The sequence below is a fragment of the Streptomyces sp. NPDC058985 genome (assembly GCF_042740985.1).
Taxonomy (GTDB): Bacteria; Actinomycetota; Actinomycetes; order Streptomycetales; family Streptomycetaceae; genus Streptomyces.
Map to the genome: position 1 here is coordinate 32176 of NZ_JBHYJX010000055.1, position 20039 is coordinate 52214.

Genomic DNA, 20039 nt, shown 5'->3' on the forward strand with positions numbered 1-20039 from the left:
CTGCAGACGTGGGTGGCGCCTGATACCCGATCGGGGGCGAGCAGCGCTGTGTCGGACATCGCCATGGCCTCGACGCGGCGCACTCTGACGGTCTACGAGGAGAACGCCAACGGAGGAAGAAACCTCGCCGCCGTCCTCGCTCTGCTCAGCCTCGGGTGCCTGGCACTGGCATGGGTGCTGCGGGACAGACCGGGGGCCGCCGTGCTGCTGGTGTACTTTGGCGCGCCCGTGGCCGTGGTGGCGGCCTTGACCCCACGGTGGATGAGGCGCTGGTACGAGAAGAACCGGCGGCTCATGGACATGTACGACCGGCAGCGGGCGGGCCATGTGGGCCCTCCTCCGCCGCCCCCTCCGGCACCCGGGCGCCCGGCGCCCCGGCAGGGAAGGCGGACCGTGATGCGTGTCGACTCCTCACTCCCTGTCGAGGTGTGCGCCCGTGGTGCGTCGCCCGGCCGTCTCACGCCAGCCGTTTCACCAGCGTGTACTCCGTGACCCCCGGCGGGTAGTCGGGGATCACGCACATCACGTCGTAGCCGTGCCGTGTGTAGAAGTCCGGTGCCTGGAAGTCCCAGGTCTCCACGCGGGACGCCGCGCAGCCGCGTTGCTCGCGGGCCGTTCGTTCCGCCTCCGTCAGCAGGGTAGAGCCCAGCCCCCCGCCCCGGTGCCGGTCGTCCACCCACAGGTAGGTCACGTGGAGCCAGCTCGCCCATGTGTGGCCCACGAGGCCGCCCGCCAGGTCGCCGGACTCGTCCAGCACCCATACGTGCAACGGGAATTCGCGTTCGTGAGGGGTTCCGCGCAGCGAACGCAGGACCGAGGACGCCGCGGTGTTCGTCTCCCGCAGGCGGGTGCGCAGCAGATCGCGTCGCGCTTTGTCGACTTCTGTCACAAGACGAAACATGCGGCTCACCATAAACGGGCGGGGCTGTCAGTTCTGCAAATAACCTTCCGCTCCCGGCGCCCGCCCGTACTCTGATGAACAGCACCGGTGGGGGCCGGTGCCGTTCAGGGGGCGAGACAGCCGGGTACGGCGCTCGGGGCGGGACAGCGGTGTACGCGCGGCGGCGGCCGTGCGGCCGTGGCGTTCCCGCCCGGAGTACCGGGCGCACTGCTGGATACGGGGCTTCGGGCGCCGTACCCGTGCCGGTGTCGTCCTCCCAGGATGGACAGACGATGGGTATCCCCTGCTCCGGGAGGAGCTCGGGGGAGGGGGTTTCGTGGTTCGTATCCGAGTCCTGGTCGTCGACGACCATCGCATCTTCGCCGAGTCGCTCGCCGCCGCCCTGGCCGCCGAGCCCGACGTCGACGTCTCCGCGGCCGGCAGCGGTCCGGCCGCACTGCGCTGCCTGGAGCGGGCCGCGTCCGAGGGGCGGCCCTTCGACGTGCTGCTCGTCGACGCCGACCTGGGCGGCCGGGTGCCCGGCACCCGCCCCGCCGTGCCCGTGCGGGAGGGCAACGAGGACGGGCTGGTGGACGGGATCTCGCTGGTCGCCGGCGTGCGGTCGGGGCAGCCGGGGGTACGGATCGTCGTCCTCGCCGGGCGGGACGACCCCCGGCGGGCGGCGCTCGCGCTGGGGGCCGGCGCCTCCGGGTGGGTCGCGAAGGACTGCTCCCTGTCGCGGCTGCTCAGCGTCATCCGGGGTGTGCTGCGCGACGAGACGCATCTGCCGCCCGCCCTGCTCACCGGCGTCCTGCGCGAACTGACCGCCGCCCGCAAGCACCGCACCGAGAGCGAGCGCCTGGTGGAGTCGCTGACGCCGAGGGAGCGTGAGGTGCTGCGGTGCATGGTGGCCGGGCTCGGGCGCAAGGCCGTCGCCGAGCGGCTGTACCTGTCCCCGCACACCGTGCGGACCCACATGCAGAACGTGCTGGGCAAGCTGGGCGTCCACTCCACCCTCGCGGCGGTGGCGCTGGCGAGGAGGGCCGGGGTCGGGCCCGCCGACCTGGGGCCTCCCGGGCAGATCGGGCCGCGGGAAAGCAACAGCGCCTGACTGCGCCGGTGAGCGGAGGCAGGCGAGCGGGGGCAGACGGGCATGCCGGCCCCCGCCTCCGCGGCGCGAGCTGCTCGGCAGGCCCTCAACCGGGGATGTTGTCGAACGGGGCGGTCAGCTGGCGCAGCAGTGCCGCCAGTTCGCTGCGCTGGGCGCGGGACAGCTCGGCCAGGATGGCCCGTTCCTGCGCCAGGAGCCCGGCGAGCGACTGGTCGGCGCGGTCGCGGCCCTCGTCCGTGAGCCGGACCAGTACGCCGCGCCGGTCGCTGGGGTCGGGCAGCCGCTCGACCAGGCCCTTCTTCGCCAGGCGGTCGATACGGTTGGTCATCGTGCCCGAGGTGACCAGGGTCTGGGTGAGGAGCTGGCCCGGTGAGAGCTGGTACGGGGTGCCGGCCCGGCGCAGTGCGGTGAGCACGTCGAACTCCCAGGGCTCCAACTGGTGCTCGGAGAAAGCCAGTCGGCGGGCGCGGTCCAGGTGCCGGGCGAGCCTGCTGACCCGGCTCAGCACCTCCAGCGGTTCCACGTCGAGGTCCGGGCGCTCCCGGCGCCACGCTGCGACCAGTCGATCGACCTCGTCCTCCATGGCGATCAGTGTAGTGGTTGTGTCGACGTGAAGTCTCTTGATGTCAATTGTCTTGACGTCGAGATAGTTTGCCGCGACGCTGGGTACCCGTCCCGCACGGCCACCCCTGGAGAGCCCATGCCCGCCACCGCCCCCGCCTGGGACCCCGCCCAGTATCTCCGCCACGCCGATCACCGCGCGCGCCCGTTCGCCGACCTCCTCGCCCGTGTCCCGGACCTGCCGGGCGACCCGCCCCGCATCGCCGACCTCGGCTGCGGCCCGGGCAACGCCACCGCCCTGCTCGCCGGCCGCTGGCCCACCGCCCGCATCACCGGCTACGACAACTCGCCCCGGATGCTCGACCGGGCCCGGCAGTACGAGGGACCGACCTCCGGCGGTGGTCACCTCGACTTCGCCCACGCCGACGCCCGCACCTGGAGCCCCGACGAGCCCCTCGGCCTCCTCGTCAGCAACGCCACCCTCCAGTGGGTCCCCGGCCACGTCGACCGCCTCCCCGACTGGATCGACCGGTCCGCCCCCGGCGGCACCCTCGCCTTCCAGGTGCCCGGCAACTTCGACGCCCCCAGCCACCGCCTGATGCGCGAACTCGCCCACTCCCGGCGCTGGCGGAACCGTCTCGCGGGCGTCCTGCGCCACGACGACGCCGTCCTCACCCCCGAGGCCTACCTCGCCCACCTCACGGCCACCGGCTGCACCGCCGACGTCTGGGAGACGACGTACGTCCACCTGCTGGAGGGCGAGGACGCCGTGCTGGACTGGGTGAAGGGGACGGGACTGCGCCCCGTACTGGCCGCCCTCGACGACGACCCGGCCGCCCGCGACACCTTCGTCGAGGAGTACCGGACGGTCCTCCGCGCCGCCTACCCGGCCGGACCGCACGGCACCCCGTTCCCCTTCCGCCGCGTCTTCGCCGTCGCCCGCAGGCCGGAGCGGTCGTGATCACCGCGGTCGACCACGTGCAGCTCGCCGCGCCGCCCGGCTCCGAGGAGTCGCTGCGCGCGTTCTACACGGGCGTCCTCGGCATGGCCGAGACCCCCTAGGGCCTGTCTGACAATTCCCGTCTGCCTCGCGACGCCATGCACGCACTCTCGCCGCACCGGGCGCAGAGCCGAGTACATCCAGTACGAGGCTCTACGCCCGGCATGGCGAGAGCACGCACCTGACGCCGCGAGGCCGCCCTCCGGGCGACGACGGGAATTGTCAGACAGGCCCTAGCCGCCCGCGCTCGCCGCCCGCGGCGGCTGCTGGTTCGAGGCGGGGACCGTCCGGCTCCACCTGGGGATCGAGCCGGGGTTCCGCCCGGCCCGCAAGGCCCATCCCGGGCTGCGGGTCACCGGGATCGAGGCGTACGCCGCCCGGCTGGAGGCCCGGGGTACTTCCGTCACCTGGGACGACGAGCTGCCCGGCCACCGGCGCTTCTACTGCGCCGACCCGGTCGGCAACCGCCTGGAGTTCCTGGAGCCCGGCCGGCGGCCCCGCCCGTGACGCCGGGCGGACCGGGCGCGCTCCCCGGGCACCCCGACCGCGTCACGCCACGCCCTCCTCGACCAGCGCGTCGATGGCGTCGCCGGACAGGCCCAGCTCGCCCAGGATGGCGCGGGTGTGCTCGCCCAGCGCCGGTACGGCGTCCATGCGGGGCGTGTCCCCGGTCGGGCCCGGCGGAGCCAGCGCCGGGACCGGACCGGCCGGAGTCGCGACCTCGTGCCGGCGTCCGCGCGCGGCGAGCTGCGGGTGCTCCCAGACCTCGGCGAGCGTGTTGACCCGCGCGTTGGCGACCGGCACCGCGCCGAGCAGCTCGATCGCCTCCGCGCTGGTCAGCTCCGCGAAACGGGCCGCGACGAGCGCGCCGAGCGCCTCGCGGTGCGTGTTGCGGTCCGCGTTGGTGGCGTAGTGCGGGTGGTCGGCCAGCTCCGGTCGGTTCAGGAAGACGGTGCAGAAGCCGCGCCACTCCCGCTCGTTCTGCACCGCCATCATGACGGTCTTCCCGTCGCCCGCCGTGTACGGGCCGTACGGGTGGATGGTCGCGTGCGCGGCACCCGCCCGGGGCGGCGGCTCGCCGCCGTCGTACGCGTAGTACAGGGGGAAGCCCATCCACTCCACGGTGGCCTCCAGCATCGACACGTCCAGGTGCGTGCCGCGGCCCGTCCGCCCGCGTTCCAGCAGCGCCGCCAGGATCGAGCTGTAGGCGTACGTGCCCGCCGCGATGTCCGACACCGGGATGCCCACCTTGGCCATCTCGTCCGGCGTGCCCGTGACGGAGAGCAGCCCCGCCTCGGACTGCACCAGCAGGTCGTAAGCCTTGCGCCCCTCGTAGGGCCCCGGGCCGCCGTAGCCCGAGATGTCGCACACGATCAGCTCCGGGTGGCGCGCCCGCAGCTCCCCGGCGCCCAGACCCGCCCGTGCCGCGGCCCCCGGCGCCAGGTTCTGGAGGAACACGTCGGCGCCCGCGATCAGCCGGAGCAGCACGTCCTTGGCGCGGGGGTCCTTGATGTCCAGGGTGAGGGACTCCTTGCCGCGGTTCGCCCACACGAAGTGCGAGCTGAGCCCCTTCACCCGGGAGTCGTAGGCGCGGGCGAAGTCCCCCGTGCCGGGGCGCTCCACCTTGATCACCCGGGCGCCGAGGTCGGCGAGCTGACGGCTCGCGTAGGGCGCGGCGATGGCCTGTTCGAGCGCGACGACGGTGACTCCGCGCAGCGGCTGCATCTGTGTTCTCTCCGGTGCCGTGGCCGTGACTCAGCTCTTGCGGTGCCCTATCAGCCGGGGCTTGGGCTCCAGGCCGTCCAGCCCGTGCCAGGCCAGGTTCACCAGGTGGGCGGCCACCTCCGCCTTCTTCGGCCTGCGCACGTCCAGCCACCACTGGCCGGTCAGCGCCACCATGCCGACCAGCGCCTGCGCGTACAGCGGGGCCAGCTTGGCGTCGAAGCCGCGGTTCTTGAACTCGCGGCCCAGGATGTCCTCCACCTGGGTGGCGATGTCGGAGATGAGCGAGGCGAAGGAGCCCGTCGACTGCGGGATGGGGGAGTCGCGGACCAGGATGCGGAAGCCGTCCGTGTACTCCTCGATGTAGTCCAGGAGCGCGAACGCGGCCTGCTCGCACAGCTCGCGCGGGTGGCCGGCGGTCAGCGAGCCGGTCACCATGTCGAGCAGCCGCCGCATCTCGCGGTCCACCACCACCGCGTACAGCCCCTCCTTGCCGCCGAAGTGCTCGTAGACCACCGGCTTGGAGACCCCGGCCTTCGCCGCGATCTCCTCCACCGACGTGCCCTCGAAGCCCTTCGCGGCGAAGAGGGTGCGGCCGATCTCCAGCAACTGCTGGCGGCGCTCGGCACCGGTCATCCGGGTGCGACGCGCGCGCCTGGGCTTCTCGTTGCTTGGGGTGCTGCTGGAGTCGGTCGCCACGCCGTCAATCATGCCGCCTTCGCCGTCTCCTTCCGGCGGCGGGCGCCGTCCTGCTCCGTGTTGCGGCGCGAATCGATACGCGAGCGTGACGGCCAGCGCACGTCGTACGCCCATCCGAACGCCTCGAACCAGCGGATCAGCCGGGCCGACGAGTCGAGCTGACCGCGCATGACGCCGTGGCGCGCCGAGGTCGGGTCGGCGTGGTGCAGGTTGTGCCAGGACTCGCCGCAGGAGAGGATCGCCAGCCACCACACGTTGCCCGAGCGGTCACGCGACTTGAAGGGCCGCTTGCCCACCGCGTGGCAGATCGAGTTGATCGACCAGGTCACGTGATGCAGCAGCGCCACCCGGACGAGTGAACCCCAGAAGAACCCGGTGAACGCTCCCCACCACGACATCGTGACCAGCCCGCCGATCAGCGCGGGCAGGGCCAGCGAGAGCAGCGTCCACAGGACGAACTGGCGGGAGATCGCGCGCAGCGCGGGGTCCTTGATCAGGTCCGGCGCGTACTTCTCCTGCGAGGTCTGCTCCTCGTCGAACATCCATGCGATGTGGGCCCACCACAGGCCCTTCATCAGCGCCGGCACCGTCTCCCCGTACCGCCACGGCGAGTGCGGGTCGCCCTCGTCGTCGGAGAACTTGTGGTGCTTGCGGTGGTCGGCCACCCAGCGGACCAGCGGCCCCTCGACCGCCATCGAGCCCGCGATCGCCAACGCGATCTTCAGGGGCCGCTTCGCCTTGAAGGACCCGTGGGTGAAGTGACGGTGGAAGCCGATCGTGATGCCGTGGCAGCCGAGGAAGTAGAAGAAGACCAGTAGCCCCAGGTCCAGCCAGCTCACGCCCCACCCCCACGCCAGCGGCACCGCCGCCACCAGCGCGAGGAACGGGACGGCGATGAACAGCAGCAGGGTGATCTGCTCGATCGACCGTTTCTGCTCACCGCCCAGCGTGGCGGAGGACGCCGCGGCGTCGCCGGGAGGCTGCGGAGCGTCTGGGATCACATCGGAACTCGTGGTCATGCGCGTCCCCTGTGGGGTCGAGGGTGGTGTCCGGTGCCGGGCCTCGGAACCATGCACGTTTCCTACGGTTCCGTAACCTACGGCGACGTAAGTATGGCAGCGCGTTGCCGCGCGGCAAGAGCCCGAGAACCTGCGCGTCCGGGCCGACACCTATCCTGGGAGTCGGTCGGACAGCGCGGTCCGCTCTGAATATTTCCCGGACGTCCGGCCCGTAAGCGGCGCCCGCCGCGCGAGACGCCGTCCGGGTTCCCTCCCAGACGATCCCACCCGTCGCCCGCCACCGCCCCTCGAGGGAGTCGCTGGCGCGACGCACCTTCGATCACTGCAAGGAGCCGCACCTGTGAGCAGTGCCGACGACCAGACCACCACGACGACCAGCAGCGAACTGCGAGCCGACATCCGCCGGCTGGGCGACCTCCTCGGAGAGACCCTCGTGAGGCAGGAAGGCCCCGAGCTGCTGGAACTCGTCGAGAAGGTGCGCCGACTCACCCGAGAGGACGGCGAGGCCGCAGCCGAACTGCTGCGCGGCACCGAACTGGAGACCGCGGCCAAGCTGGTCCGCGCCTTCTCCACCTACTTCCACCTCGCCAACGTCACCGAGCAGGTGCACCGAGGCCGTGAGCTGGGCGCCAAGCGCGCCGCCGAGGGCGGACTGCTCGCCCGCACGGCCGACCGCCTCAAGGACGCCGATCCGGAGCACCTCCAGGAGACCGTCCGCAACCTCAACGTGCGCCCCGTCTTCACCGCGCACCCCACCGAAGCCGCGCGCCGCTCCGTCCTCAACAAGCTGCGCCGCATCGCCGCCCTCCTGGACACCCCGGTCATCGAGTCCGACCGGCGCCGCCTGGACACCCGCCTCGCCGAGAACATCGACCTCGTGTGGCAGACCGACGAACTCCGCGTCGTGCGCCCCGAGCCCGCCGACGAGGCCCGCAACGCCATCTACTACCTCGACGAGCTGCACGCGGGCGCCGTCGGCGACGTCCTGGAGGACCTCACCGCGGAGCTGGAGCGGGCCGGCGTCAAGCTCCCCGACGACACCCGCCCGCTCACCTTCGGCAGCTGGATCGGCGGCGACCGCGACGGCAACCCCAACGTCACCCCCCAGGTCACCTGGGACGTCCTCATCCTCCAGCACGAGCACGGCATCAACGACGCCCTGGAGATGATCGACGAGCTGCGCGGCTTCCTCTCCAACTCGATCCGCTACGCCGGCGCCACCGAGGAACTCCTCGCCTCCCTCCAGGCCGACCTCGACCGGCTCCCCGAGATCAGCCCCCGCTACAAGCGGCTCAACGCCGAGGAGCCCTACCGGCTCAAGGCCACCTGCATCCGGCAGAAGCTGGAGAACACCAAGCAGCGCCTCGCCAAGGGCACCTCCCACGAGGACGGCCGCGACTACCTCGGCACCGCCGAACTCCTCGACGACCTGCGCGTCGTGCAGGCATCCCTGCGCGAGCACCGCGGCGGGCTCTTCGCCGACGGCCGCCTGGCCCGCACCATCCGCACCCTGGCCGCCTTCGGCCTCCAGCTGGCCACCCTGGACGTCCGCGAGCACGCCGACGCCCACCACCACGCGCTCGGCCAGCTCTTCGACCGGCTCGGCGAGGAGTCCTGGCGCTACGCCGACATGCCCCGCGAGTACCGTGCCAAGCTCCTCGCCAAGGAGCTGCGCTCCCGGCGTCCGCTGGCGCCCACCCCGGCGCCCGTCGACGCGCCGGGCGAGAAGACCCTCGGCGTCTTCCAGACGGTCCGGCGCGCCCTGGAGGTCTTCGGCCCCGAGGTCATCGAGTCCTACATCATCTCGATGTGCCAGGGCGCCGACGACGTCTTCGCCGCCGCCGTGCTGGCCCGCGAGGCCGGCCTGATCGACCTGCACGCCGGCTGGGCGAAGATCGGCATCGTGCCGCTCCTGGAGACCACCGACGAGCTGAAGGCCGCCGACACCATCCTGGAGGACCTCCTCGCCGACCCCTCCTACCGGCGCCTGGTCGCGCTGCGCGGAGACGTCCAGGAGGTCATGCTCGGCTACTCCGACTCCTCCAAGTTCGGCGGCATCACCACCTCGCAGTGGGAGATCCACCGCGCCCAGCGCCGGCTGCGTGACGTCGCCCACCGCCACGGCGTACGGCTGCGCCTCTTCCACGGCCGCGGCGGCACCGTCGGCCGCGGCGGCGGCCCCACCCACGACGCGATCCTCGCCCAGCCCTGGGGCACCCTGGAAGGCGAGATCAAGGTCACCGAGCAGGGCGAGGTCATCTCCGACAAGTACCTCATCCCGTCGCTGGCCAGGGAGAACCTGGAACTGACGGTCGCCGCCACCCTCCAGGCGTCCGCCCTGCACACCGCGCCCCGCCAGTCCGACGAGGCCCTCGCCCGCTGGGACGCCGCCATGGACGTCGTCTCCGACGCCGCCCACACCGCGTACCGGTCACTCGTCGAGGACCCCGACCTGCCCGCGTACTTCCTGGCCTCCACGCCGGTCGACCAGCTCGCCGACCTGCACCTGGGCTCGCGGCCCTCGCGCCGCCCCGGCTCGGGCGTCTCGCTCGACGGACTGCGGGCCATCCCGTGGGTCTTCGGCTGGACCCAGTCCCGGCAGATCGTCCCCGGCTGGTTCGGCGTCGGCTCCGGCCTCAAGGCGCTGCGCGAGGCCGGAGTACGCCAGGAGGGCGACGCCGTCCTCGCGGAGATGCACCAGCACTGGCACTTCTTCCGCAACTTCATCTCCAACGTCGAGATGACCCTCGCCAAGACCGACCTGCGGATCGCGCAGCACTACGTCGACACCCTCGTCCCCGACGAGCTGAAGCACGTCTTCGACGCCATCAAGGCCGAGCACGAGCTGACCGTCACCGAGGTCCTGCGCGTCACCGGCGAGACCGAACTGCTGGACGCCGACCCGGTCCTCAAGCAGACCTTCAGCATCCGCGACGCCTACCTGGACCCCATCTCCTATCTCCAGGTCGCCCTCCTCGGCCGCCAGCGCGAGGCGGCCGCCGCCGGCACCGACCCCGACCCGCTCCTCGCCCGCGCCCTGCTCCTCACCGTCAACGGCGTGGCGGCGGGCCTGCGCAACACCGGCTGACCCGAGCCCCGTACACAGGACGGTGCCCCCGCGCTCACCAAGAGCCGGGGGCACCGCCATGCCGTACGCGGGAATCCAAGCAGTACGCCGGAGACTCACACCGCCAAGAACGCCGCCGTCAGCAGCGCCACACCCGCCCCGGCCATCGCCCACGCCGTCCGCGTCCGCCGCAGCCCTCCGGCCACCACCACCGACGCCAGCAGCAGCGCCCCGCCCAGCGGCACCCACGCGTACAGCACCCCCGCCGGACCGGAACGCACCACCTCGTCGCTCCCCGGCTTCACCACCACCGAGTACGTCCGCCCCTCGGCCACGGCGACCGAGTCCTCCAGCACGACCTGCTCCCGCTCCCGGGACCCCGCCGACACCGGCGCGTACGGCCCGCTGCACGAACCGTCACCGCACCGCGTCACCTCGACCGTGCCCTGCTCCCGGCCCTTGGTCAGCAGCACGTGCTGCGCCGTGCCCCAGGACGCCCACACACCCGCGATCAGGATCAGCGCCGCGACCGTGCCCATCGCCGCGATCCGGCCGAATCGCAGCAGAGCGTACGAGGCCCGACGGGGGCGGGGGACGGCGGCGGAGGCAGGCATGGCCGGGATCATTGGCCATATATGAGCGGTCGGTCAACTCGCCCGCGCGCCATCAGCGGACAAGTCAGGAGTTGTACGTGCTCTGCGCCCGCTCCAGCCCCTCGATGACCAGAGCCTCCACCGCGTCCGCCGCCCGGTCCACGAAGTAGTCCAGCTCCTTGCGCTCCGCCGACGCGAAGTCACGCAGCACGAAGTCCGCCACCTGCATCCGCCCGGGCGGCCGCCCGATCCCGAACCGCACCCGGTGGTACTCCCGGCCCAGCGCCTTCGTGATCGACTTGAGCCCGTTGTGCCCGTTGTCCCCGCCGCCCAGCTTCAGCCGCAGCACGCCGTAGTCGATGTCCAACTCGTCGTGCACCGCCACGATGTTGGCGAGCGGAACCTTGTAGAAGTCCGCCAGTGCCGTCACCGGGCCGCCCGACACGTTCATGAACGACATCGGCTTCGCCAGGATCACCCGCCGGCCGGCCGGCCCGGGCGGTCCGATCCGCCCCTCGACCACCTGGGCCTGCGCCTTGCCGTGCCGTTTGAACCGCGCCCCCACCCGGTCCGCCAGCAGATCCGCCACCATGAAGCCGACGTTGTGCCGGTTCGCGGCGTACTCGGGGCCCGGATTGCCCAGGCCGGCGATCAGCCAGGGCGCACTCGCGTCCGTCGTCACGTCCATGTCTCCTCGCTACCCGTCCGCACATACGCGTCGGCCGCTGCTCCGCACGGGAACAGCGGCCGACCACATGATGACCCAGGCCCGGCAGGACCCGGGGGACGATCAGGCCTCGGCGGCCTCTTCGCCCTCGGTCTCACCCTCGCCCTCGGCGGCGGGCTCCTCGGCCTGCGCGGCCAGGACCTGCAGCACGACGGCGTCCTCGTCGACGGTCAGCTTCACACCGGACGGCAGCTTGATGTCCTTGGCGTGGATCGAGGCACCGGCCTCCAGACCCTCCACCGACACGGTGACCTGCTCCGGGATGTGCGTGGCCTCGGCCTCGACCGGCAGCGCGTCCAGGACGTACTCCAGCAGGAAGTTGCCCGGGGCCAGCTCACCCTCGGCCTGCACCGGAACGTCGACCTCGACCTTCTCGCCGCGCTTCACGAGCAGCAGGTCGACGTGCTCCAGGAAACCCTTGATCGGGTCACGCTGCACGGACTTCGGGATCGCCAGCTCGTTGGTCTTGCCGTCGATGTCCAGCGCGATCAGGACGTTCGGCGTACGCAGCGCCATCAGCAGGTCGTGGCCCGGCAGCGTCAGGTGCAGCGGGTCGGAACCGTGGCCGTACAGAACGCCGGGAACCTTGTCGTCACGACGGATACGACGGGCGGCACCCTTGCCGAACTCGGTGCGCGTGCCGGCGGAGATCTTCACCTCGGACATGATCACTCCTCGTAGAGGTAGAAACGGACGTGGTCACCCGGCCACGAACGGCCTGCTACGAAGAGCGCGTCGATAACGGACAACCGAACCCGCGACACGGGTACGGCCTCCCTCGCCGAGCAACTTCAGCAGTCTACTCGGAGGGGGAGGCCGCACCCAAAACGATCTCCACGTGCTGTGCAGAACGGTTACTGCACAACGCTCACAGCTCGACGAAACTCACAGCTCGACGAGATTCACAGCTCGACGAGATTCACAGCTCGTCGAAGAGGCTCGTCACCGAACCGTCCTCGAACACCTCGCGCACCGCACGCGCGATGGTCGGCGCGATCGACAGCACCGTGATCTTGTCCAGCTCCAGCTCGTTCGGCGTGGGCAGCGTGTCCGTGAACACGAACTCACTCACCTTCGAGTTCTTCAGCCGGTCCGCCGCCGGACCCGACAGCACACCGTGCGTCGCCGTCACGATGACGTCCTCCGCACCATGCGCGAACAGGGCGTCCGCGGCGGCGCAGATGGTGCCACCGGTGTCGATCATGTCGTCGACCAGGACACAGATGCGCCCCTCCACGTCACCCACGACCTCGTGCACCGTGACCTGGTTCGCCACGTCCTTGTCACGCCGCTTGTGCACGATCGCCAGCGGCGCGCCCAGCCGGTCGCACCAGCGGTCCGCCACCCGCACCCGGCCCGCGTCCGGGGAGACCACCGTCAGCTTCGAACGGTCCACCTTCGCGCCCACGTAGTCCGCGAGCAGCGGCAGCGCGAACAGGTGGTCCACCGGGCCGTCGAAGAACCCCTGGATCTGGTCCGTGTGCAGATCCACGGCGAGAATCCGGTCCGCACCCGCGGTCTTCATCAGGTCCGCGATCAGACGCGCCGAGATCGGCTCACGTCCGCGGTGCTTCTTGTCCTGCCGCGCATAACCGTAGAAGGGCACGATGACCGTGATGGAGCGGGCCGACGCGCGCTTCAGCGCGTCGATCATGATCAGCTGCTCCATGACCCACTTGTTGATCGGGGCCGTGTGGCTCTGGATCAGGAAACAGTCCGCACCACGCGCGGACTCCTGATAACGCACATAGATCTCACCGTTGGCGAAGTCGAAGGCCTTCGTCGGGACGACCCCGATACCCAGCTGGTGGGCGATCTCCTCGGCAAGCTCGGGGTGGGCGCGGCCGGAGAAGAACATCAGTTTCTTCTCGCCGGTCGTCTTGATCCCGGTCACAGCACTGTCTCCTCAGAGGTTCGCAGCTGAGCATCACGGGCGCTCTCCCGACTGGCCGCGGGGGCGTCTCAGCTGGTGGGGTGCAGATGTGCACTTTTCACGGTACGCCGTGTTCGACGCGCCGGTTTCCGGTCAGTCTTCGCTTCCCGCCTCCCGGGAGACCGCCTCGGCCGCCTTCGCCGCCGCGCTCCCCGGACGCTTCCGGGCCACCCAACCCTCGATATTCCGCTGCTGGCCGCGGGCCACGGCCAGCGAACCGGGCGGCACGTCCTTCGTGATCACCGAGCCGGCGGCGGTGTAGGAACCGTCCCCGACCGTGACAGGAGCCACAAACATGTTGTCCGAACCGGTACGGCAGTGCGAGCCGACGGTCGTGTGATGCTTGTCCTGCCCGTCGTAGTTCACGAACACACTCGCGGCACCGATGTTGGTGTACTCACCGATCGTCGCGTCACCCACGTACGACAGGTGCGGGATCTTCGTCCCCTCACCGACCGACGCGTTCTTCGTCTCGACGTACGTACCCACCTTGGACTTGAGACCCAGACGGGTCCCCGGCCGCAGATAGGCGAACGGACCGACCGACGCCTGCGGGCCCACGTCCGCGCTGTAGGAAACGGTGTTGTCCACCCGCGCCCCCGCCCCGACCCGGGTGTCCGTGAGCCGCGAGTTCGGCCCCACCTCGGACCCCTCGGCCAGGTGCGTCGCACCGTGCAGCTGCGTACCCGGGTGGACGACCACGTCCCGCTCGAACGTCACCGTCACGTCGACCCACGTGCTCGCCGGGTCGACGACCGTCACGCCGGCCAGCATCGCCTCGGTCAGCAGCCGGTCGTTGAGGATCCGGCGCGCCTCCGACAGCTGCACACGATTGTTGATCCCCGCGATCTCCCGGTGGTCACCGGCCACCGAGGCACCCACCCGGTGCCCCGCCTCGCGCAGGATCCCGAGGACGTCCGTCAGGTACTCCTCACCCTGGCTGTTGTCCGTCCGCACCTTCCCCAGCGCGTCCGCCAGCAGCCGCCCGTCGAACGCGAAGACACCCGAGTTGATCTCCCGGATCGCCCGCTGCGCCTCGGACGCGTCCTTGTGCTCCACGATCGCGGTGACGGCACCGGTGGCCTCCTCCCGCACGATCCGGCCGTACCCCGTCGCGTCCGGCACCTCGGCCGTCAGCACGGTCACCGCGTTCCCGTCGGCGGAGTGCGTGGTGGCGAGGGCCGCGAGGGTCTCGCCGGTCAGCAGCGGGGTGTCGCCGCAGACCACGACCACGGTCCCGTCCACGGCACCGCCCAGCGCCTCCAGGCCCATCCGCACCGCGTGCCCGGTGCCGTTCTGCTGCTCCTGCACGGCGGTGCGCACGTCGGGGGCGACCTCGGCGAGATGCGCGGTGACCTTCTCGCGGGCGTGCCCGACGACGACGACCAGGTTCTGCGGGTCCAGCTCACCGGAGGCGGCGAGCACGTGCCCCACGAGGGACCGCCCGCACAGCTCGTGCAGGACCTTGGGTGTGGCCGACTTCATACGGGTGCCCTCACCCGCTGCGAGAACGACGACGGCTGCCGGGCGAATGGCGCTCACGGGATGCCCTTCGGCTGTTGGGGGTGGGGACATCCGCAGGATACCGGGGCTGTTTGTGGGGGGCATGAGTGCGGGCCCTGACCGTGTGGTCAGGGCCCGGAGGCGACAGCTCCCCCATCAGGATTTGAACCTGAACTTAAGGGACCAAAACCCTCAGTGCTGCCTGATTACACCATGGGGGATGGAACTCGACTAAACCGGACATTTAGTTAGGTCGCCGAGTCGGCACCCAACACTATGCCGTACCAAGAGCCTTCGATGCGACGGTAGAGGTCGGCGCTCTTGAGGACTTTGATCACGAGGCGTCCACGGTTCGAATCCTCGCCTTCGGCGTTGAGTGACATGGGGTTCACCAGTTCGAGGGATATCGCGTCCTATCGTTTGTCGAAAGTCACCGGAAATGGGGCGGGTCGCGCCCGTAGGCTGGAGGCATGACCACGACGGGGGAAGACCACGTGCCGGCCCGGGGTGGGCCTTGGTGGTGGGACAGGCGGCGCGGCGCGGTGCTCGATGTGAGCCTCGGTGCCGTGTCCGCGTTGGAGTGCGCGGCGGAGGGGGTCCCGTTCGCGCGGGACGCCGGGATTCCGTTGGCGGTGGGGGTCGTCTTCGGGCTGCTGGCCGGCTCGGTGCTGGTGGTGCGGCGCAAGTGGCCGATCGCGGTGGTGCTGGTGGCGATCGCCGTCACGCCGGCCGAGATGGGCTTCCTGATGGGCGTCGTCGGCCTGTACACGCTGGCGGCCTCGGAGTTGCCGCGGCGGATCATCGGTTCGCTGGCCGGGATGTCGCTGCTGGGGACGTTGATCGTGACGTTCGTGCGGCTGCGGCAGGACATGGCGCGGGACGGGGTGGACCTGGGGGACTGGTTCCTGCCGTTCGCGTCGATCGCGACCTCGCTCGGGCTGACCGCGCCGCCGTTGCTGCTCGGCCTGTACGTGGGCCAGCGGCGGCGGTTGATGGAGAGCCTGCGGGAGCGGGCGGACTCGCTGGAGCGGGAGCTCCAGTTGCTCGCGGAGCGGGCGGAGGAGCGCGCGGAGTGGGCGCGGGGCGAGGAGCGGACGCGGATCGCGCGGGAGATGCACGACGTGGTGGCGCACCGGGTGAGTCTGATGGTGGTGCATGCCGCGGCGCTCCAGGCCGTGGCGCGGAAGGATCCGGAGAAGGCGGTGAAGAACGCCGCGCTCGTGGGGGACATGGGGCGGCAGGCGCTGACGGAGCTGCGGGAGATGCTCGGCGTGCTGCGCAGTGGTGGGGACGGTGCCCGTGCGGAGCGGGCCTCGGTGCCGTTGGCGGCGGTGGGCGTGGCGGCGGCCGCGGCGGCGTCGCGGGCGGTGGATGAAGGGGAGTCGGACGGTCCGTGCCTGTCCGAGCTGGACGAGTTGGTCGGGCAGTCGGAGGCGGCCGGGATGGTGGTCGATCTGTCCGTGGAGGGGGAGGAGCGGGTGTACGCGGCGGAGGTGGAGGCGACGGCGTTCCGGGTGGTGCAGGAGGCGCTGACGAACGTGCACAAGCACGCGGCGGGTGCGAAGACGTATGTGCGGCTGGCGCACCGGGTGTCGGAGATCGCGATGCAGGTGGAGAACGAGCCGCCGCCCGAGGCCGCGACGTCGGCGCGGTTGCCGTCGGGTGGCAACGGGCTGGTGGGGATGAAGGAGCGGGTGGCGGCGCTCGGGGGCGTGTTCGTGTCGGGGCCGACGGACGCAGGGGGTTTCCGGGTGTCGGCGGTGATTCCGGCGTCGTAGCCGCGCGGCGGGGCCGTACTGCGGCGGGGCCGTACTGAGGTGCGTGGGGTCAGCCGGTGGTGAGGCGGGTCGGCTGGGTGCCGGCGACGAGCGCGGCGAGGGCGGTGTCGATGTCGGGGCCGAGGTACCAGTCGCCGGTGTGGTCGAGGGCGTAGACGCGGCCCTCGGTGTCGATGGCGATGAGGGCCTGGCTGTCGGTCTCGGTGCCGAGGGGGCAGGTCTGGGTGTCGAGGGCGCGCCCGAGGTCGCCGAGGGTGCGGGCCATGTGGAGGCCGTGCAGGGGGTCGAGGTGCAGGGTGGCGGGGGCGATCTGGCGGCCGGGGCCCGTGGGGGCGAGGCGGAGGCCGCCGAATTCGGCCCACGCCTCGACGGCGGCGGGGAAGACGGTGTGGCGGTGTCCGGCCGGTGAGGTGTGTTCGCGCAGGGTGTCGGCCCAGATCTCGGCCTGTTTGATGTCCCAGCGTCCGGGTTGCCAGCCGGCGTCGCGCAGTGCGGCGTCGACGGGGACGGGGAAGCGGGTGGTGGAGGTGCGGTCGGCTTGCATCGGCCCTTGGTTCTCTTCGGTCGGCTCTGGGCGGCTCGGTCCTCGGCGTCGGTGGCCGGCGGGTCAGTCCTCGCTCGTCGTGGGGTCGACGACGCGGACGCCGAAGTGGGCGCTGAGGGCGGTGCAGGCGCGGCACGGTGCGGCGAAGCTGCCGTGGAGGGGGTCGCCGTCCTCGCGGATGCGGCGGGTGGTGAGTTTGGCGTGTTTGAGCGCTTTGCGGGCTTCGCCGTTGGTCATGGGTTTTCGTGCGGCGCGTTTGCTGCGGGCGGCGTCGGCGGTGGCCAGGTGCCGTGAGATGAGGATCGTCTCGGCGCAGCGGCCGGTGTAACGGTCTCGTTGGCCGCTGGTGAGGGTGTCGAGGAAGTCCTGGACGAGGTGGTGCAGGGCGGGCGGCGCGTCGGCGCGGGTGGCCGTGCCGGTGAGGGTGGTGCCGCGTACGGAGAGGGCGGCGGCGACGGTCGGGAGTATGCCGTCGCGGCGGTGCTGGAGGGAGGGGGCGTGCTGGGCCTCGGCGCTGCTCCAGCCGATGCGGGGGTCGCCGCCGCGGGGGTCGTCGGGTCGCCCGGTGGCGGGTCCCGTCTGTGTCGCACTCATGATCATCTTCCCCTCCTGAGCATCCCCCGGAAGGTCACAGAGTGCCAAATCCCGTGGCTGCTGGGGAAGCTGGGGCTTGGCGACACGCCCGGGTATGGGCGGTGTGTCACGGGAGGGTGACGGCAGGTCACGGTAGCGGAGGCCGGTGTGTCGGGTGCGGGGTCCGGCGCCGGTGACCCCTCTCGACGTACCGCATAGGCTGTCGGCACCGCGATTGCGTGCGGTGGCCAGACAGGTCGGACAGTGCAGACAGATCAGACAGACGCCGCAGGGGGCAACCGCCATGACTACAGGTCGGCTCGGGCAGCGAGCCGCGCCGCCGAACGCGGCCTATGCCGGGCAGGTCGTGCATTTCCCGGATCCGGTGCGGGCGGCCCGTCACCCGAGAGGAGTACGGGTTGACGAGGGCGGTTACCCCGTCTTCTCGCCGTACGCCCGCGCGGTGGCGGAGATCGCGGAGCCGCCGGTGGGGTTCGGCGTCGACGAGTTGCGGCTGACGGACTACGTGTCGGCCAACGCGGCGCTGTCCGCGTCGGGGCACGAGCTGTGGGACACGGTGCCCGCGGTGGCGACGCCGCACGGCTGGACGTGGCACCACGTGGCCGGTTCGCGCCGGATGGAGCTGGTGCCGGTCGAGGTGAAGGCTTTGCTGCGGCACCACGGCGGCATCGCGACGGCGACCGTGGACCAGGGCAAGCGCGGCACCAGGCCGTTGCAGGAGACGCGGCCGGCGCACTTCGGGCTGCCGAAGTCGGGCGTCGCCGTGTCGGAGCAGCAGGTGCAGGGGGTCGAGGAGGATCTCGGCTACCGGCTGCCGGGCGCGTACCGGTCGTTCCTGAAGGCGGCGGGCGGTTGCGCGCCGGTGGGCACGGCGCTGGACGCGGAGCTGGGGCTGCTGGTCGACCAGCCGTTCTTCACGGTGCGTGAGGAGGCGGCGGTCAACGACCTGGTCTATGTCAACAAGTGCCTGCGGGACCACCTGACCAAGGACTACCTGGGTGTCGCGTTCGTCCAGGGCGGTCTGCTCGCGGTGAAGGTCAAGGGCGACCGGCTCGGTTCGGTGTGGTTCTGCGCCTATGACGACGTGCGGGACGTGGACCCGTCGGTGCCGCCCGCGGACCGGGTGGAGCGGCTGCTGATGCCCTGCGGCGAGGACTTCGACGTGTTCCTGTCGCGGCTGGCGGGGTCCCCGCCGGAGCTGGAGACGGTGGCGAACCTGATGGTGGACGGCGGGTTCGCGCACGCGGTGCCCGCGACGCCGGCGTCCGTAGGGGAGTGAGCTGACGATGGTGACGTTCGCGCAGGCGCAGGAGCGCGCGGAGGAGTGGGTCAACGGCGAGCTGCCGGCGTACCAGCACCGTGAGGTGCGGGTGCGGGAGTTCGATCTCGGGTTCGTCGTGTGGGCCGAGGACCGTGCGGACGGCCCGCGTTCGGACGGCGGTGCGCAGCGGCTGGTGATCGCCCGGGACAGCGGGGAGGCGACGCTGTGGCCGGGGCTGCCGGTGGGTGAGGTCATCCGCCGGTACGAGGAGGAGTACGGCCGTCCCGACGAGGCCGAGGAGGCGCAGCCGGCGCCCGCCGCGCGGGTCGACCTGAACCAGACGTCGTTCCTGCTGAGTCCGCCGGAGTGGCTGCAGGAGGCGGCGGACAAGCTGGGGATTCCGGACCGTCGGCGCGGGGATCAGGACAGCGGCACCGGGGACACCGGTGCCGCCGGTTCCGGTTCGGGTTCCGGTTCCGGTCCCGGTTCCGTGGCCGGTCCTGCCGCGCCGCTTCCCGAGACGCAGGCCGGTGTGCCGTCGGCGCCTGCCGGGGGGAGCGGGGCGGCGTGGCCGGCCGCCGCGTCCAGTGGCGACGGTGGCTCCGGGGCGGGCGCGTCCGGTACGCCGGGTGCCCCTGCCGGGGCGACGCCCTGGGCGGGGACGGACACCAACGCGGACGCCGGTGAGGACCGTTCCGTACCGCTGCCGCACACCGTGTTCTCGCCGCCGCTGAGCGGTGCCGACGACGATGCGCCGCCGACCGCGACGCCGGACGCCAAGACGGCGCTGATGTCGGGCGGCAGTTCGCTGCCGCCGACGGCGCTCTCGCCCGCGCTCGACGAGCCGAACGCGCCGGCCGCGCCCGGCGGTCCGGGCACGCCGCCGCCCGCGCCGCAGACGCCGCCCGCCGCGCAGCCGCCCGCCGGTCCGGGTGCGCCCGGGGCCTCGGCTTAGTCGGGAGGGACGCGGGCCGCGGTGGTAACCTCCCACTCGACCACCTCGCCGTCCCCTCGCCAGGTACCATGCGGTGGCCAGACCTCTGCGAC

General features: G+C 71.7%; 17 protein-coding genes and 2 pseudogenes. 7 read left to right on the forward strand and 12 right to left on the reverse strand.

Annotation, left to right across the window (positions count from 1 at the left end; all coding sequences use genetic code 11):
- Positions 1-457 precede the first annotated feature (457 nt).
- A complete protein-coding gene (locus ACFW01_RS33410) occupies positions 458-913 on the reverse strand; it encodes a GNAT family N-acetyltransferase (protein WP_384509910.1) in 456 nt (151 codons plus the stop codon).
- A 304-nt stretch (positions 914-1217) separates the two neighbouring features.
- On the opposite strand from ACFW01_RS33410, the gene ACFW01_RS33415 reads away from it, so the two are divergent.
- A complete protein-coding gene (locus tag ACFW01_RS33415; RefSeq protein ID WP_234957281.1) occupies positions 1218-1991 on the forward strand; it encodes a response regulator transcription factor in 774 nt (257 codons plus the stop codon).
- 85 nt (positions 1992-2076) lie between these two features.
- Here ACFW01_RS33415 and tamR read toward each other — a convergent pair whose 3' ends face one another.
- A complete protein-coding gene (tamR, locus tag ACFW01_RS33420; protein ID WP_122616995.1) occupies positions 2077-2574 on the reverse strand; it encodes a MarR family transcriptional regulator TamR in 498 nt (165 codons plus the stop codon).
- Positions 2575-2691: 117 nt separating this feature from the next.
- Between tamR and ACFW01_RS33425 the strand changes: the two genes are divergently transcribed.
- Both ACFW01_RS33425 and ACFW01_RS33430 read left to right on the forward strand, forming a co-directional pair.
- A complete protein-coding gene (locus ACFW01_RS33425) occupies positions 2692-3513 on the forward strand; it encodes a trans-aconitate 2-methyltransferase (protein WP_384509914.1) in 822 nt (273 codons plus the stop codon).
- A gap of 276 nt (positions 3514-3789) precedes the next feature.
- A pseudogene (locus ACFW01_RS33430) lies at positions 3790-4059 on the forward strand (glyoxalase); the annotation flags it as partial.
- A gap of 42 nt (positions 4060-4101) precedes the next feature.
- Here ACFW01_RS33430 and ACFW01_RS33435 read toward each other — a convergent pair.
- The 3 genes from ACFW01_RS33435 to ACFW01_RS33445 are packed head-to-tail and all read right to left on the reverse strand — an operon-like array spanning position 4102 to position 6992.
- Entirely contained in the window at positions 4102-5277 is a 1176-nt protein-coding gene (locus ACFW01_RS33435) for a CaiB/BaiF CoA-transferase family protein (protein ID WP_234957283.1), read from the reverse strand.
- A gap of 30 nt (positions 5278-5307) precedes the next feature.
- On the reverse strand, positions 5308-5985 hold the full coding sequence (locus tag ACFW01_RS33440; RefSeq protein ID WP_161328281.1) for a TetR/AcrR family transcriptional regulator: 678 nt from the start codon (positions 5983-5985) through the stop codon (positions 5308-5310).
- A complete protein-coding gene (locus ACFW01_RS33445) occupies positions 5982-6992 on the reverse strand; it encodes a fatty acid desaturase (protein ID WP_234957284.1) in 1011 nt (336 codons plus the stop codon). Before ACFW01_RS33445 ends, ACFW01_RS33440 begins: the two co-directional genes overlap by 4 nt.
- A 340-nt stretch (positions 6993-7332) precedes the next feature.
- Between ACFW01_RS33445 and ppc the strand changes: the two genes are divergently transcribed.
- Positions 7333-10080, forward strand: coding sequence for a phosphoenolpyruvate carboxylase (gene ppc, locus ACFW01_RS33450; protein WP_234957285.1), 2748 nt, complete (start codon positions 7333-7335; stop codon positions 10078-10080).
- A gap of 95 nt (positions 10081-10175) precedes the next feature.
- Here the strand turns inward: ppc and ACFW01_RS33455 are convergent, their stop codons facing one another.
- From ACFW01_RS33455 to glmU, 5 genes are all read right to left on the reverse strand, one after another.
- Complete coding sequence (locus ACFW01_RS33455; RefSeq protein WP_234957286.1) at positions 10176-10685, reverse strand: hypothetical protein; 510 nt, start codon at positions 10683-10685, stop codon at positions 10176-10178.
- 52 nt (positions 10686-10737) lie between these two features.
- Positions 10738-11340 (reverse strand): aminoacyl-tRNA hydrolase, encoded by a 603-nt coding sequence (gene pth / locus ACFW01_RS33460; protein WP_234957287.1) that lies wholly within the window; start codon positions 11338-11340, stop codon positions 10738-10740.
- Between the two features lie 102 nt (positions 11341-11442).
- Positions 11443-12045 (reverse strand): 50S ribosomal protein L25/general stress protein Ctc, encoded by a 603-nt coding sequence (locus ACFW01_RS33465; RefSeq protein ID WP_234957288.1) that lies wholly within the window; start codon positions 12043-12045, stop codon positions 11443-11445.
- Between the two features lie 253 nt (positions 12046-12298).
- Positions 12299-13273, reverse strand: a complete 975-nt coding sequence (locus tag ACFW01_RS33470; protein WP_161328287.1) for a ribose-phosphate diphosphokinase — start codon at positions 13271-13273, stop codon at positions 12299-12301.
- A gap of 132 nt (positions 13274-13405) precedes the next feature.
- Entirely contained in the window at positions 13406-14854 is a 1449-nt protein-coding gene (gene glmU, locus ACFW01_RS33475; protein ID WP_234957289.1) for a bifunctional UDP-N-acetylglucosamine diphosphorylase/glucosamine-1-phosphate N-acetyltransferase GlmU, read from the reverse strand.
- Positions 14855-15285: 431 nt separating this feature from the next.
- Between glmU and ACFW01_RS33480 the strand changes: the two genes are divergently transcribed.
- On the forward strand, positions 15286-16593 hold the full coding sequence (locus ACFW01_RS33480) for a sensor histidine kinase (protein WP_384509923.1): 1308 nt from the start codon (positions 15286-15288) through the stop codon (positions 16591-16593).
- A gap of 49 nt (positions 16594-16642) precedes the next feature.
- Here the strand turns inward: ACFW01_RS33480 and ACFW01_RS33485 are convergent, their stop codons facing one another.
- Together ACFW01_RS33485 and ACFW01_RS33490 are read right to left on the reverse strand one after the other, a co-directional pair.
- Positions 16643-17137, reverse strand: a complete 495-nt coding sequence (locus ACFW01_RS33485) for an SUKH-3 domain-containing protein (RefSeq protein ID WP_234957291.1) — start codon at positions 17135-17137, stop codon at positions 16643-16645.
- 63 nt (positions 17138-17200) lie between these two features.
- Positions 17201-17731 carry a YwqJ-related putative deaminase gene (locus ACFW01_RS33490; protein ID WP_384509926.1) on the reverse strand — a complete coding sequence of 177 codons (531 nt, stop codon included), beginning with the start codon at positions 17729-17731 and terminating at the stop codon, positions 17201-17203.
- A gap of 283 nt (positions 17732-18014) precedes the next feature.
- On the opposite strand from ACFW01_RS33490, the gene ACFW01_RS33495 reads away from it, so the two are divergent.
- Positions 18015-19010, forward strand: a complete 996-nt coding sequence (locus ACFW01_RS33495) for an SMI1/KNR4 family protein (protein WP_384509929.1) — start codon at positions 18015-18017, stop codon at positions 19008-19010.
- A gap of 7 nt (positions 19011-19017) precedes the next feature.
- Positions 19018-19932 (forward strand): annotated as a pseudogene (locus ACFW01_RS33500) (hypothetical protein); the annotation flags it as partial.
- Between the last annotated feature and the right edge of the window lie 107 nt (positions 19933-20039).